Origin of the sequence: Aeoliella mucimassa (assembly GCF_007748035.1) — a bacterium.
GTDB classification, from domain to species: domain Bacteria; phylum Planctomycetota; class Planctomycetia; order Pirellulales; family Lacipirellulaceae; genus Aeoliella; species Aeoliella mucimassa.
Genome location: NZ_CP036278.1, coordinates 4,597,957 through 4,613,020, shown reverse-complemented (window position 1 = coordinate 4,613,020; position 15,064 = coordinate 4,597,957). Strand labels below are relative to the sequence as shown.

Below are 15,064 nucleotides of genomic sequence, written 5' to 3'. Positions count from 1 at the left end.
CTAACTTTGAATACTGAATGGGGCGGCAAATACTTGGCGATCAAGTAGTTGGCGACAAGCGGTCATGCTGCAGTCGAGTTGTTCGACGGGACCGTGATGCCCTAGCACTTGAAGGGCTTTTTCGAACTTGCCCCAGACCACCTCGCCTGCGGTGAGGATGCCGCCGGTTCCGGAGATGCTGATCGTCTCCCAAGGAGTATCCACCATCGACGCCGCCCGCCGAGCCAGGCTGGCCAGCGACGTCGCAGCCCGGTCGAGAAGGTGATCGCACTCGGGGCTTCCGGCCGCCTGTAACTCGATGACCGTACGCGCCACGGCGGCAATCGATCGTCGGGGAGGTTCGCCACCGTAGACGTAACGTTTGATGTCGGCCGCACATTTGGCCTGCACCATCCCCAGCACTCGATCGGTGAGCGGCGAGATCGGCACGCCCGTCTCCAGTTGCATGAGAGCCAGACGCAAGGCTTCGCGCCCAATGGCGTAGCCACTGCCTTCATCACCCAGCAGGTAGCCCCAGCCCCCCACCAGGGAGTAGGTGTTAAGCGACTGGCGAGCGATCGCTACCGAGCCTGTGCCGGCGACGACCGCAACCGATTGCTCCACATCTGGCCCGTGAAGGGCGTAAGGCAGTACATCGGGAAACACGCGGCAGGCCTTCGCCGGAAAGAGCGCGGCCAGTTGCGTTTCCAGTTGACTGCGGATGGTGTCGTCCAGGGTACCGGCCACAGCCAGGGCGGCTCGATCGATTGCTGAGAGATCGCTAATGCCTGCCTCGGCAGTCGCCTGGCGAATCGCAGCCAGAATGGCCCGACCCGCGGCTTCGATACCTAACTCGGCGGGATTGCATCCGGTCGTGCTGCCGACTCCCAGCACCTTGAACTCCGCTCCCTGTTGCCGAAGCATCTGGCAATTGGTCTTCGTGCCCCCTCCATCTACCACCAAGCAGAGGCTGCTCTCCGAATCACGAGAGGTGTCGTCGGTTGGGTTTTTCAAACTCGCAGAATCCATGCAGAAAGCGTTGTGGTTGCTCGCCCTACTTTACAGCGACACCATTGGTCGACGAAGCGGTGCTAATCGCGTGTTGCAGGTGTCCGTCGTTGGCAGCCAGCAGTTCTCTCGCCTTTTCGGGAGAGTGGTTGGCCAACGAGGCCAGGATGGCGGTCTTCACCTCGCCGTTGCACTCGTCGAGTAGTTTACCAGCTTCTGACTCCGATAGATTGGTCGAAGTCGCGACGATTCGTTTCGCGCGGGCCAGTAGCTTTGAGTTGGTGGCTCGCAGGTCGACCATCAGGTTCCCGTAGGTCTTACCGAGTCGGATCATCACTCCAGTGCTGATCATGTTGAGCACCATCTTCGTCGCGGTGCCAGCCTTCATGCGGGTAGAGCCGCTAATGATCTCGGGGCCGACCACCGGAATGATGTTCAAGTCGCATCGCGTGGTGAGTTCCGCATCGCGGTTGCACGCCAGGCCGATGCAGTAAGCACCAACGGTTTGGGCGTACTCCAAACCGCCTAAAACGTAAGGAGTGCGTCCGCTGGTAGCGATTCCGATTACCGCATCGTTGCTCGACAGGTTCAGATTCTCCAGGTCCTTGGCTCCCAGCGCGGGGTTGTCTTCGGCACCTTCCACCGCAGTGGTGATGGCTTGCTTACCGCCAGCGATGAGACCGATCACTTGCGACGGATCGGCATTGAACGTCGGTGGGCACTCTGCAGCATCCAACACGCCCAAGCGGCCGGAGGTGCCAGCGCCGAAATAGATCAACCGCCCGCCGTTTGCTAAACGGGGGGTGACCATTTCGATCGCCTTAGCAATAGACGTAGCTTGCTCTGCGACCGCCGATGCAACCTTGGCATCCTCGGAACTAATGAGCTGCACAATCTCTAGGGGCGAGAGAGAATCGAGCATCTCAGATGCAGGATTTCGTGCCTCGGTTGTTAGATGATCCAGCATGCCAAACGATTTCTCCGCCTGGAAGATTGTAAAAACTGTCGAACGTGTCTCAGTGTAAACAAATAATCGAGAGCGTTCACTGCCAATGCGCAAAACAGATATACGTTTGCGCTTGCTCAACTATGGACCCGGCTCTGGCACCCTTTTATGTTGGTCCTAAGTGGGACTCAGCCAAAGGGATAGGGCGAGTCCCTTGGTGCAGTGAGTTCCGGCGACACTGCGAGGAATGTTAACCCAAAGTCTCGACTGCCATCTCCTGGGCTGTTTGCCGCATGCATGCCATTGATTACTGGGTTATCGCTCTCTATCTGCTCTCGACTACGGGGTTAGGGATTTGGCTCGGGCGAGGGCAAACCTCGCAAACCGACTTCTTTCTCGGGGGACGCGAGTTACCCGCGTTTGCCTTGCTGCTCTCGATCGTTGCAACCGAAACCAGCACCGTGACTTTCCTGAGTATTCCGGGAAAGTCGTTTGTAACGGGGGGAAACCTGTTTTACCTCCAGTTGGCGGTTGGCTACATCGTCGGCCGTTTAATCGTGGTGGCCATCCTATTACCTCTGCATTTTGCAGGACGACCGGTCACCGCCTACGCGATTTTTGAACAACGCTTTGGTGTCCGCACCCGTCAGGCAGCCTCGGCGATTTTTCTGCTCGCCCGCACCGCTGGTGATGGACTGCGACTGTTCCTCACCGCTTTGGCGTTGCAGCAGACCATCGGCTGGCCAGCAGAAGTATGTGTTGCTGTCATCGCGGTGGTCACCGGCTGCTACGCCTTGTTCGGCGGGGTGAAGAGCGTGGTCTGGAACGATTGCCTGCAGTTTGTGGTTTATACGATCGGAGCACTGATTGTGCTCGGAATGATTGTAAATCGAGTTCCTGGCGGTCTATCGGAGATCGTCCAATTCGCCAACGAGACGGGCCGCTCTCGGCTGCTCGATTTTTCGTTCGATCCGAATGCTAGCCATATTACGTTCTGGTCGGGGTTGTTCGGCGGAGCCTTTCTGACCTTGGCTACGCATGGGGCGGACCAATTGATCGTGCAGCGATATCTTTGCGCCAAAAATAAACGCTCCGCTGGCTGGGCGCTAGCGCTCAGTGGTCCCTTGGTGATGGTACAGTTTGCGGTGTTCCTTTGCGTCGGTATCGGGCTGGCCTGTTACTTCTCGCACTTCGATTCCGCGCGATTAAATCTTGCCGGCGACCAGGCACTTGCCAACTTCGTAGTGAACGACGTCGGCATCGGTGTGCGTGGAGTGATCCTGGCCGCGGTGTTTGCGGCTGCCATGTCGACTCTTTCGAGTTCGGTGAACTCGTCGGCCAGCTCTCTGCTCGACGATCTAGCCGCGCCTTGGACTCGCGGAATGTCCGACTCAGCAGGGCTCATGGCGGCTCGCGTGACGACTCTGTTCTTCACGATCGCTCAAGCGGGAGTGGCCCTGCTGGCTTACTCTTGGGTAACCGACATGGCGATTGTCGACCAAGTGTTGGCGATCGCCGGATTCTCGGCCGGATTGCTTTTAGGCCTTTATTTCTTGGGGCTTTCGATGGGTACGGCCAAGAGTTGGCAAGCCATCGCAGCGCTGGCCGTAGGGGGCTGTGTGACCGGAACAGCCCTGTTTAATGGAGTAAACGGATTCTGGTTTCCTGTCATTGGCAGTGGAACCACTCTGCTAACGGGCGTGCTTTTAATCAAGCTTTCGCCTTCATCTTCGGAGACAGTTCAATCATGAACCAATCATATAGACGACGCCCGCTACATTGGGCGGCAGCAGTTGCTGCCTTGTTACTCGTAAGCTCCCAAGCCAGCGCCGAACCGCTGCCGCAAGCGGCTGCTTCGGCCGTGGCCATGCGACCAGGCTTTTCGGCCGACATCGATCGCGCCGTCGCCGAGCAGCTAGAAGCGAAGAAGATGCCAGGTTGTGTGGTGGTGGTCGGCCGCCATGGCAGCATCGTTCACAAGCAGGCGTACGGTAACCGCAGCCTGCAGCCTGAAGTCGAGCCGATGACGCTCGACACCGTGTTCGATATGGCGTCGCTCACCAAACCAATTGCGACCAGCACTAGCATCATGCGATTAGTAGAGCGCGGCGATGTGCGACTTCGTGACAAGGTCACCAAGTACTTTCCCGAATTCGCAGCCCACGGGAAGGATGACATCACGGTCGAGCAATTGCTGATCCATGCTGGTGGGCTGGCGCCGGTGATTGCTACCGACAAGTTCACCGACGACACCATGGAGTCGATGCTCAAGATCTGTGAGATGGAGCCAGTCGCCGAACCGGGCGAAGTCTTCAAGTACTCTGATCTTGGGTTCCTGATGCTAGGAGCAATTGTCCAGAAGGCGTCGGGCCAGCCGCTCGACGAGTACTCGCGAGAGCAAGTGTTTCTGCCGCTCGGCATGCAAGAAACCATGTTCAATCCGAACGAGCAGCTCTGCCAGCGGGCGGCCATCACCGAGCAAGTCGATGGCACCTGGTTGCAAGGTGTGGTGCACGATCCGCGGGCTCGCAAGCTCGGCGGAGTCGCTGGCCATGCAGGGCTGTTCAGCACGGCCGACGACTTGGCCATCTACGCCCAAACGTTGCTTAACAACGGCCAACGTAACAACGTGAGTGTCGTGTTGCCACAGACCTTACGGGAGTGGACTACCCCTCGCGAAATTGCTGGCAACAAACGTGGCTTGGGGTGGGACATGGGCAGCGTCTACTCTCGCAATCGTGGCGAAACCATGAGCCCCAAAGCGTTCGGCCACGGCGGATTCACTGGCACCTCGATGTGGATCGACCCCGAACTCGATTTGTTCGTCATCTTCCTTTCCAACCGGGTGCATCCCAACGGCAAGGGCGAGGTGAACGACCTGGCTGGACGCATCGGAACGATTGCCGCTTCGGCCTGCCTCAACTCCACCCCAGAAGCACCGGCCGAGTCTTCGGAGGGCAAAGTGGCCCAGGGGCCGGTAAAACTCGGGATCGAGGTCTTGGCCGCTAACCATTTCGACGTGCTCGAAGGAAAACGCGTGGGATTGATCGCAAATCACACGAGTTGTGATTCGCAGCGGAAGTCGACCATCGAGATTCTGGCCGAAGCGCCCGAGGTGAATCTGGTCGCCCTCTTCAGCCCAGAGCATGGATTGAAGGGAGTCGAAGATCACGCCAACATCGGCGACACCACCCACGAGGCGACCAAGTTGCCGGTTTACAGCTTATATGGTGAAACCCGAAAGCCGACCAAGGAGCAGCTCGATGGAGTCGATGTCATCGTGTTCGACATTCAGGACATCGGTTGCCGGTTCTACACCTATCTCTCCACCATGGGGCTGGCCATGGAGGCCGCAGCCGAACAAGGCAAGACGTTAGTCGTGCTTGATCGCCCGAATCCCATTGGAGGCAAGTTGGTCGAAGGGCCAGTGCTCGACTCTGGCAGCGAATCGTTCGTCGGGTTTCATCCCATTCCCGTGCGTCACGGGATGACCCTCGGCGAACTGGCACAAATGATAAAATCGGAAAAATCGATCGACGTAGAACTCATCGTCGTAAAGACCGAAGGCTGGCACCGCGAGGACTATCAATACTCGACCGGTTTGCCGTGGATCGATACCTCGCCAAACATGCGTTCGCTCACCGAAGCAGTGCTGTATCCCGGAGTAGGGCTGTTCGAAACCACGAATGTTTCAGTTGGCCGAGGCACTGACACGCCGTTCGAAGTGCTCGGTGCTCCCTGGATCGACGGCAATCAGTTGGCCGAGAAAATCAACGCTTACCAACTCGCCGGAGTGCGGGTACTACCGGTGCAATTCACTCCCACGGCCAGTAAGTTCGAGGGAGAAAGCTGCGGCGGGGTGAACTTCGTCATCACCGATTGGGACGAATTTCGCCCTGTCGATCTGGCTTGGGCCATTGGATCGAGCCTTGTTGAATTATACTCGGAAGATTGGGAATCCAAGCGATTCAATCGTCTGCTCTCCAATCGGGCGGTGCTCGATGCACTCGTCGGCGGCGCAGGTCCACAAGAGCTCAAGGGTATTTATGAGGCCGATTTGGCCGAGTTCCAAAAACGACGTTCACAATTTCTCGCCTATTGAATCGCAAGGTCGAACCGTGATTTTTTCGCACTTGAAAACTCGATTCTTAGCTTGGATGACTAACTCAACTTCATTGGTATTTGCAATCGCGATTTTAGGCGGATCGTGGATTGCAGCAGACAAGGCACTTGCCGACACCTTTACGGGGTCGAAATACGTGGTTGCGACGGTGAACCCCATCGCGACCGATGCTGCGACCGAGGTGTTCGAGGAAGGTGGCAATGCCATCGATGCGGCGATTTCCGCCGCGTTAACACTTGCCGTGGTCGATGGTCACAACTCGGGCATCGGCGGCGGGTGCTTAATCCTCATTCGCACAGCCGATGGCAAGCTTGTCGCGATCGACGGTCGCGAACGCGCGCCCGGCAAGGCCTCGGCCGATATGTTCATGGTCGACGGAGTCCCAAATGGCGAGGCGAGTCAAACAGGCCCGCTCGCAGCAGGCGTGCCCGGCGCGCTGGCGGCCTACGACAAGGCCCGCTCGCTACATGGCACAAAGCCCCTGTCGCGATTGCTCGAGCCAGGCATTGCTGCGGCCACCGATGGCTTTGTGATCGACGAACATCTGGGAGAAGTGCTGCGAGCCAAAGAAGCCAAGCTCAAGTTATTCGAAGGCACTCGGCAAGTCTACTTCAAGCCAAACGGCCGAGTCGTTACTACCGGCGATCACTTCAAGCAGCCCCAGTTGGCTCACACCATGCAGTCGGTGGCCGACCATGGAATCGAGTGGTTCTACAAGGGAGAGTATGCCGAACAAGTCGAAAAGTGGATGGCCGCTAACGGTGGAATGCTCTCCGCGGCCGACTTCGCCAGCTACGAAGCGGTGAGTCGCCCGCCAGTCATGTCGACCTATCGCGACTACAAGGTCGTCGGTTTTCCGCCGCCGAGCAGCGGTGGAGTGCATGTTGCTCAGTCGCTAAATATGCTGGAGGAGTACGACCTGAAGGCAATTGAAGCACGTTCGGAAGTCGAGAAGATTCATCTGGTATCCGAGGTCTTCTCCCGGGCGTTTGCCGATCGCGCGTATTGGCTCGGTGATGCCGACCACGTGAACGTACCCAAAGGCCTGATCGACAAGCAATACGCCAGCGAATTGAGTGAAACGATTGATCTCGACAAGGCGGTAGCCGTACCGAGCCATGGCACACCCCCTCAGTGGCGGCAGGATTTGTTCGGCAGGCACACGACTCATATCACCGCGGCCGATAGCGACGGAAACTGGGTCGCAATTACCGCAACCGTGAACACGTCGTTCGGCTCTGGCGTGGTAATTCCCGGTACCGGTGTGGTGCTGAATAACGAGATGGATGACTTTTCCATTCATCCAGGCGAGCCCAACGCGTTTGGCTTGCTTGGCTCAGAAAATAACGCAATCGCACCCGGCAAGCGACCACTTTCTAGTATGAGTCCGACTATTCTGCTAAACCAAAAAGACGAGCCCGTGATGACGATCGGCGCGGCCGGTGGTCCGAAGATCATTACCCAAGTGGTTTTGGGGATCATTCGTTTTGTCGATTTTCAGTACCCGGCCGAGGAAATACTCAGCGAACCTCGATACCACCACCAATGGCGTCCCAACCAATTGGGAGTGGAAGACTCGATGCCACGTGAATTGGTAGAGGAACTTGCCAACCGTGGTCACGAAATCCGGACACTTCCCAGCGGGGGAGTTAGTCAGGCCATTATCAAGAACGGTCGAGGACAACTTACAGCAGTTGCTGATCCACGCGTGCCTGGAAAGGCAGCGGGCAAGTAACGAGCAACAGCGATAGAGGCGGCGAGAATGCGGTTCCATTCACTGAGTCCCCATAACCTGATAGCGGAAGCAATGCGGCGAACCCAATTGCTGTTCACGACCATTTGCCAATCAATGGCAATTGTGGTTTCCTCTCTATTTACCGTTGGTTCCACTACTAGTGCTGCAGGGTCGAGAGATCGAAAGCCAACGATCGAACCATTGGAGTCGCGTTTGGCTCTCTCTGCACTCGGGGTGACAGAGACTGCCTATACTCCCACCGGCGGTCTCGATGGCAAGATTGTCTACATCCACGGCGGTCACGGTTACACCGACGATGGATCCGGCTGGGGATTTCAGCGCCCTGAAGAAGTTAGCATCGGTGGTGGTACGGTCATCGATTCCGAGATGATCGAAGACCTCGGCAATCAGGATCAGATGACCCTGTTTGCGAACTACCTGTTCAATGCGGGAGCAACCGTCGTACCGCTGCGACCAATCGGCAACCAACCGAACGAGGCAGTACTCGACAACGACGACGCTGGCGTGTCGTTCATCGGCACCTGGACCGATTCCAACTCATCTGTCTACTACGGCGATGCTGGCGACGTGCCGTATCGGTACGCCTACACCAGTGAATTCGAGACCTCCGTCGCCCGCTACCAGCCCGATCTTCCCGAGTCTGGTTATTATCCGATTTACACCTGGGTGGTCGCTTCGACAAATCGCGCAACCGATCAGCTCTACCGCATTCATTACTCCGGCGGCGAAGCGGAAGTTACCGTTGATCACAGTCGCGTTGGGAGTGGCTTAGTTTATCTTGGCACGTACTATTTCGAAGCGGGATCGAGCGGCCATGTGGAAATCAGCAATCAGTCGAGCGAGCAGGGAAAAGTAGTTGTCGCCGACATGATTCGCTTCGGCAATGGAATGGGGGACATCGACCGCGGGAATGGTGTTTCGGGTCGATCACGGGAAGACGAAGCGGGACTGTACTGGGTGGAATGGCACGTCGAACGCAGCCAGGGCATCCCAGAGAGTGCTTATCGAGCGTCTTCCTCCGATCGGTCGGCCAGTGTATCGCTGGCACCACGTTACGCTGCGTATATGAACAACGAGGATGTTGGCACATTATCCGATCGTGTCTTCGTAAGCTTCCATACCAACGCCGGTGGAGGGAGCGCGCGTGGAGTCATCGGACTCTACAATGGCAACAACAGTGCGAGTTCAGAAACTCCCAACCAGTATCAATTAGCGTTGTCGCTGGCGTCGGAAATCAACGACGACCTCGTGTCGCTCGATGGAGAGTTTGAACACGATTGGTACGATCGTGGGCGTAGCGTAACGCTCGATCGTTCCGACATTGAATTTGGCGAAATCAACAACAACTACATCGACGATGAGTTCGATGCGACGATCGTTGAAACGGGATACCACGACAACGAATTAGATATCGAGTTATTGCGCGATCCGAATGTTCGTGACGCGATTGCTCGGGCGACTTACCAGGGGTTGGTAGAGTATTTCCGCACGGTCGATGGTAACTCCACGTCCGCCACCGTGTTGCCGGCAGCGGTCGATGGAGTATGGGCCACCAGCGACGAGGCAGGCAGTGTCACAGTGCATTGGAATGCCGCGGAAGTATCGCAAGCCCTCGGCGACGCAGCCACCGGGTATCGTGTCTATGCTTCGAGCAACGGTTATGGCTTCGATGGCGGAGTCTATGTTTCTGGTGGTAATACGCTCGACTACACCTTCACGGGACTCGACCCCAAGCAAACGTACTACTTCCAAGTCGTAGCGGAAAACGAAGGTGGAGCCTCTCCTGGCTCACAGGTGGTTGCTGCCAAACCGCTGGCTGCAGAAGAGCGGGTGCTCATCGTCAACGGATTCGACCGTCTGGGGAGATCGCAGAATCCCATACAAGACTCTCCGTACACCGACTCGGTCCAGCGTGTACGCCCCCAAGAGAGCAACTCCGGCGACTACCTGGTCACCGTAGCTTCAGCCATTCAGCAAAGTGCAAGTACGCTGGCAATCGATTCGACCAGTAACGAAGCAGTGATCTCTGGCCAAGTCGATCTGACCGATTATGACGCGGTGATCTGGATGTCGGGCGAAGAATCGAGTGCCGACGATACCTTCAACCAGACAGAGCAAAACCTCGTATCGCAATATATCGCTGGTGGTGGGAACTTCTTCGCTTCAGGCTCCGAGATTGCTTGGGATCTCGATTGGCTCAACAATGGACGCGACTTTTTCGAGAACGTGCTGAGAGCTTCCTACGCGGCCGACAATGCGAATACGTACGTCGCCTCTGGAGTTGCCGGGGGATTGCTCGACGGTCTGGACCTGAGCTTCGACGATGGCTCGGAGTTCTACGATGTCGACTACCCCGACGTGCTAACCACCAGCAGTGGATCGACCTTGATTGCCACTTACTCGACTGGTGGGGGAGCTGGCACCTACGCAGCAGGTTCCCGAGGTTCCGGCGACGTTGTCGTGCTTGGCTTCCCGATCGAAAGCGTGATGTCGGCAAGTGATCGCACCGAAGCGATCCGTCGAATTCTCGCTGCGTTTGGGCTATCAACCGTGGCCGATCAGCAGTTTGAGGAGTCGCTCGATAACTCGAGTGCCAATCCCGAGTTCACTTCGTCTGGAAGCTGGTCGACAGTGCGTTCGTCGCAGGCAGTCAACGCGACTTTCCAGTCCGCCGCGGCAGAGCCTTCGAATGCGGCGACCTGGCAATTCGATCTCGACGCTTATGGGCAGGCGGAACTGTTGGTCCGTTGGGTCACCACCAGCACCAGTACGACGCAGGCTGTCTACACGATCGATACGGGATTCGGCCCTCAGATTTTTTATGCCAATCAGTCGATACAAAGTGGGCAGTGGGTCTCACTGGGATCATTCCCGATTGCCGCGGGCCTACACGAAGTCACCCTAACAGCGACTTCGACCGAGTCGGGGAAGACTCTCTCGGCCGATTCGGTGAAGTTGGTCGTCTCTGGAGCCACGACTTCGCTGGCCGACTTCAACGACAATGGTACCGTGGGACTCGGCGATTACACCGTGTGGCGCGACCAGCTTGGAAGCATCGTGGTACGAGGCGACGTTGCCGATGCGAACGGCAACACCATCATCGACATCGAGGACTACGAAATCTGGAAGAGTCAGATTGGCATGGTCATCGCTCCGCCAGCCAGCGTGGCTTCGCCTGTAGTTAGCGGAACCCAGGCTGGAGACGAAGAGCAAGCGGTGGTCGACATCGCCGAGGATAGCGACTCGCAGCAAACACCAGTTGCACCATTGTCAGCCAATGCCGCGCCTGAGGCTCCAGTTCCCAGCCTGGCGGTGAGTACAAACGCAAGCAAATCCACCAACAGCTCATCTCAGCCTGCAGCAGCATGGGCTTCTATCGCGGGTGTCAAAAGCCGCAGGTTGTTTTCCGCTTCCACCCAGGCTGGGGATTCCGAGCAAGATGTCGCATCAACGCGGAGTGCCGCGGTTCGGTTGGAGGTGCTCGACGCGGTTTATTCCACTTTGGCAACAAAGCGCGACTCCATCGAACTCGTATTGGAGAGTGATTCAGGGAAACAGATCGAAGCGGAGCACGCTACAGTGGATTCACCTCTTGCCAGCCCGTGGAGAATAGAAAATCAGCTTACTTCAGCGATGAAACGCTTCTCTATGTAGTCGGCGTAGAGGTGCTTTTCCCGGATAATCCTCCCTGGAAATCCCGATGGTTTCGACACCGATCATGGCCGGCGGTGTCTCTTTCAACCAGCAACTCACGAAGTGCGCACTGCTGCATGGATGCGGTGTAGCGCATGCTGTAAGAGTGATTCCACCAACAAACTGTCACAAAACGTGACTCTCGCTGCTCTGCGCAACACCAAGTATTTAAGACTTGTGACGCAAGATAAAGTGTTGCTTGAAGAGGCTGGAAAGCGACCGATCAACACCAAAGTCACAACGGCAGCAACCCGCAAGGAACTGCAGCAATCCGTGACTATTCGTTGTCTGGCATGCGGTTTTTACTTAAGGCTTACCAGGGGAATGCGGTCAACCTAGGCCCGCCCTAATGTTTTGCGCAAAACAGATAAACTAATGCGTGAGAAGTGGTGCTTATTCTGTAACGTTGCGATTATTCTAATTTACATGTTCGGTTGGCGGGCGTCCTATTAGTCGTTCACGGCTATCTGATGCTACTGAACACACAGGCATAGCTGAACCTCCGTGATTCTGTCTTGTCGACTTCTCAATTCTTAGACCATCATCTAGAAGGGACGACCCAATGAAATTGAGTTACTTTCTCTCTGCGCTGTCGGTTGCAGTGCTTAGTTACTTGCCCGCCTCGGCGGAAGTGATTTTTACCGACTCTCTCGATGCCGAGGGTAGTTGGACTGTTAATGGAACTGCTGATACCGCTTACGAATTCGGCTACGACTATAGTGCCGATGGCATTCCTGAAGCTCCCAACAGTGTTGGTGGAGCTGCTACCACGGGCTTGAAACTTCAGGCAAACATGAGTGCTGGTGCGGCTAACATCGTTGCAGCCAGCCCTGGTCTCTCGCTGAGTGGTAAGTACACCGTTCAGTTCGATATGTGGATCAACGCGAATGGTCCTTTCCCCGGCGGTGGCGGCGGATCGACCGAGTTCATCGGTGGTGCAGTCGGTCACGATGGCACGACAGCCGGTGTGGATGGTGCCTCGTTCCTAGCCTCCGGTGAAGGTGGCTCGAGCAGCGACTGGCGTCTGTACAAAGAGGGCGCATGGCTCGATTACGACTCCAGTTCTCCGGAAATTACTGCTACTTACGGTCCTTTGGTCACTGGCGATAACAGCGCCAGCGATCCTTTTGTAACGGAGTTCCCTGGCGTTGCACCTCCTGCGTTGCAGCAAGCCAATTTCGCTCAGCAAACTGGTTCTACTCAGGACGGTGCGGCAGGCTTCCAGTGGCTTACTGTTCTGGTCACTGCTGACGCTGACGCGGGAACTGCCAAGTTCGATATCACCAGCGAATTGGGTGGTTCGGTAACCCTGGGGACGATCGATGCGAGCATCGGCGATACCGTTTCGACTGAAGGCGATCTGGCCCTGCTTTACGCTGACCTGTTCAGCTCGGTGTCGGACAATGCCGCTTTGTCGTTCGGCGTGTTCGACAACGTAGTGGTCAACACGGTGCCCGAGCCATCGTCGGTAGTCATGCTGTTGGCCGCTGCCGCTGGTACGGTACTGGCTTACCGTCGCAGCTGCTAGTTCGCGTGTGATAAGACCCGCATGTTTTCATTCCAAGGGCCTGTGGCCTGGGTAAAACCTAGCTGCAGGCCCTGGTTTAGAAAGCTATGTGAGATTTTGTGTGCGCAATGCCGAGAAATAATCACGCATTTTACGAGAGCGGTTTTTGAACGGACAAGATACACTGGAAGTTGAAACAGGCGCTTTGAATCGATAGCTACAACCAGCCCGCTCTCAACCAGCTAGGCGAAGGAAGTTATGACGAAACACACGCTTGATTCGCACGACGGTAGAAATGGATCGCCCGCCGGATTCACGCTGGTGGAACTACTTGTCGTCATCGCCATCATTGGCATTCTTGTCGCATTGCTGTTGCCTGCGGTGCAGTCGGCTCGCGAAGCGGCTCGCCGCGCTCAATGCCAGAGTAATCTGCGGAATATCTCGTTGGCTGTGCTTAACTACGAGTCAGCCAATGGCCACCTTCCCGCCGCCATGGAGTTTCCGAACGTGGTGGACGGTCTCATTTCACCCAGCATTCAATCCAATACAAACTTCGGCGAGAGTTGGGTGATCTCAATCTTGCCCTACATGGAGAATCAACCGCTGTTCGACTCACTCACACTTCGCGACGATTCGACGGGTGAAGTCGTACCGATGAAGTCGGCGGTGAATTTGCAACAACGGGGTACCGAGATTCCCGTCATGCTTTGTCCATCGGACTCTGGCAACAACCGCACGCTCTATATCGGTCATGAAGGTAACTGGGCACGTGGCAACTACGCTGGCAGTGTCGGGCTGGGGCCGCTTTATAAGGGCTCGGTAAACGCCCAGACCAATGGTCAGCTGATCACAGGACCCAATAGTCCCGGCTGGAATGGTCGCAACAGTGGCAAAGGACCGGAAGAATCGATCCATCACCTTGTGCGAGGCGTCATGGGACCCAATGCTTCGATCAAATTGCGCCAGGTGACCGATGGTACCTCCAATACGATCATGGTTGGCGAAATTCGGGCCGGCATTAACGAACGCGATCCTCGAGGTGCTTGGGCTTTCGGGCACGCCGGTGGCAACCTGGTAGCTCACAACGGATTCAATAGCGACGACTCAGGGCCAAACTACTGTGGCGGAAACGCCGACGACATTGCCGGCCAAGGTTTCAACTGTAGTAGCGCCGAGGCCTTGAACGAGTGCATGCCCTGTTATGGTGGGAGCAGCACCGATGCCATCGATCAAGCGACTTTCCGCAGCTTACACACAGGCGGCGTTTTTGTAGCTATGGTGGATGGTTCAGTATCATTCGTCGAAGACACCATCGAAACGAAGGCTGGCATTGGCTCGCGTTGTTGCTCGCCTTGGGATCACATGGTCGCCAGCGCCGATGGAGGAGCCAGCGATACCCAAACCGTAGTGGTTCGTCCTCGCCCTGGCGGGTAAGCGAATGCTCAGAACTGTTTTGGATAACGCCAGTTTATTGCGGTAATTGTAACTTATGCGAACAATCAATTGTCTACTAATGCTGACGCTAGTTGCTGCCCTCGGTGGGTGTAGCGACAACCCCATGGCCTCCGTTAGTGGGCAAGTGAAGTACGCCAGCGGCGAGCCCATTACGGGAGGAGTCCGCATGGTTCGCTTCGAGCCAACGGACGATTCGCCTGCGGAGATACGCAAACCGGCTACTGGCGAGATAAAAGATGATGGAACTTTCGAAATGTTCACGCTCCGACCAGGAGATGGGGTGTTTAAAGGGAAGTACAAAGTGGTCTTCACCGTAATGACTTCCCCCATGGGAGGTGAATGGTTGATTGCTCCCGAATATCGGCACGCCGAGTCGACTCCTTACGAGATTGTGGTCGACGGACGGCAAACAGAGTTGGAATACGAAATTAAGAAGCTTGCATCTCAGTAGTGCTTGGTCGAGATGCTTGGCAGAGTCATTTGTTTGTTTGTGATTGGAATGGATGTTCAGTGAGCGTGTAGATAGCTCTGAATGAAATTCGAGGCGGCGTTCAGATAAACAGGCTGAACTGGCAACAAAAATAGATTTTCGTCTTA

9 protein-coding genes are annotated in these 15,064 nt (G+C 56.2%); 7 read left to right on the top strand and 2 right to left on the bottom strand.

The window, feature by feature from the left end:
- On the bottom strand, positions 1–993 hold the full coding sequence (locus tag Pan181_RS18125) for an N-acetylglucosamine kinase (RefSeq protein ID WP_197528482.1): 993 nt from the start codon (positions 991–993) through the stop codon (positions 1–3).
- Between the two features lie 40 nt (positions 994–1,033).
- Entirely contained in the window at positions 1,034–1,954 is a 921-nt protein-coding gene (murQ, locus tag Pan181_RS18120; RefSeq protein ID WP_145248823.1) for an N-acetylmuramic acid 6-phosphate etherase, read from the bottom strand.
- A gap of 272 nt (positions 1,955–2,226) precedes the next feature.
- Here murQ and Pan181_RS18115 point away from each other — a divergent pair, with 272 nt between their 5' ends.
- From Pan181_RS18115 to Pan181_RS18085, 7 genes are all read left to right on the top strand, one after another.
- On the top strand, positions 2,227–3,684 hold the full coding sequence (locus Pan181_RS18115) for a sodium:solute symporter family transporter (RefSeq protein ID WP_145248821.1): 1,458 nt from the start codon (positions 2,227–2,229) through the stop codon (positions 3,682–3,684).
- A 50-nt stretch (positions 3,685–3,734) separates the two neighbouring features.
- Complete coding sequence (locus Pan181_RS26640; protein ID WP_231943631.1) at positions 3,735–6,035, top strand: exo-beta-N-acetylmuramidase NamZ domain-containing protein; 2,301 nt, start codon at positions 3,735–3,737, stop codon at positions 6,033–6,035.
- A 169-nt stretch (positions 6,036–6,204) separates the two neighbouring features.
- Positions 6,205–7,791: a gamma-glutamyltransferase gene (gene ggt / locus Pan181_RS18105; protein WP_197528481.1), complete on the top strand. Its 1,587-nt coding sequence runs from the start codon at positions 6,205–6,207 to the stop codon at positions 7,789–7,791.
- Positions 7,792–8,004: 213 nt separating this feature from the next.
- On the top strand, positions 8,005–11,466 hold the full coding sequence (locus tag Pan181_RS18100) for a golvesin C-terminal-like domain-containing protein (protein ID WP_197528480.1): 3,462 nt from the start codon (positions 8,005–8,007) through the stop codon (positions 11,464–11,466).
- Positions 11,467–12,067: 601 nt separating this feature from the next.
- The gene (locus tag Pan181_RS18095; protein WP_145248813.1) at positions 12,068–13,033 is read left to right on the top strand and encodes a PEP-CTERM sorting domain-containing protein; all 966 of its coding nucleotides are present in this window, start codon (positions 12,068–12,070) and stop codon (positions 13,031–13,033) included.
- A gap of 237 nt (positions 13,034–13,270) precedes the next feature.
- On the top strand, positions 13,271–14,446 hold the full coding sequence (locus Pan181_RS18090) for a DUF1559 family PulG-like putative transporter (RefSeq protein ID WP_145248811.1): 1,176 nt from the start codon (positions 13,271–13,273) through the stop codon (positions 14,444–14,446).
- A 79-nt stretch (positions 14,447–14,525) separates the two neighbouring features.
- Positions 14,526–14,918 carry a hypothetical protein gene (locus tag Pan181_RS18085; RefSeq protein WP_145248809.1) on the top strand — a complete coding sequence of 131 codons (393 nt, stop codon included), beginning with the start codon at positions 14,526–14,528 and terminating at the stop codon, positions 14,916–14,918.
- The last annotated feature ends 146 nt before the right edge of the window (positions 14,919–15,064 follow it).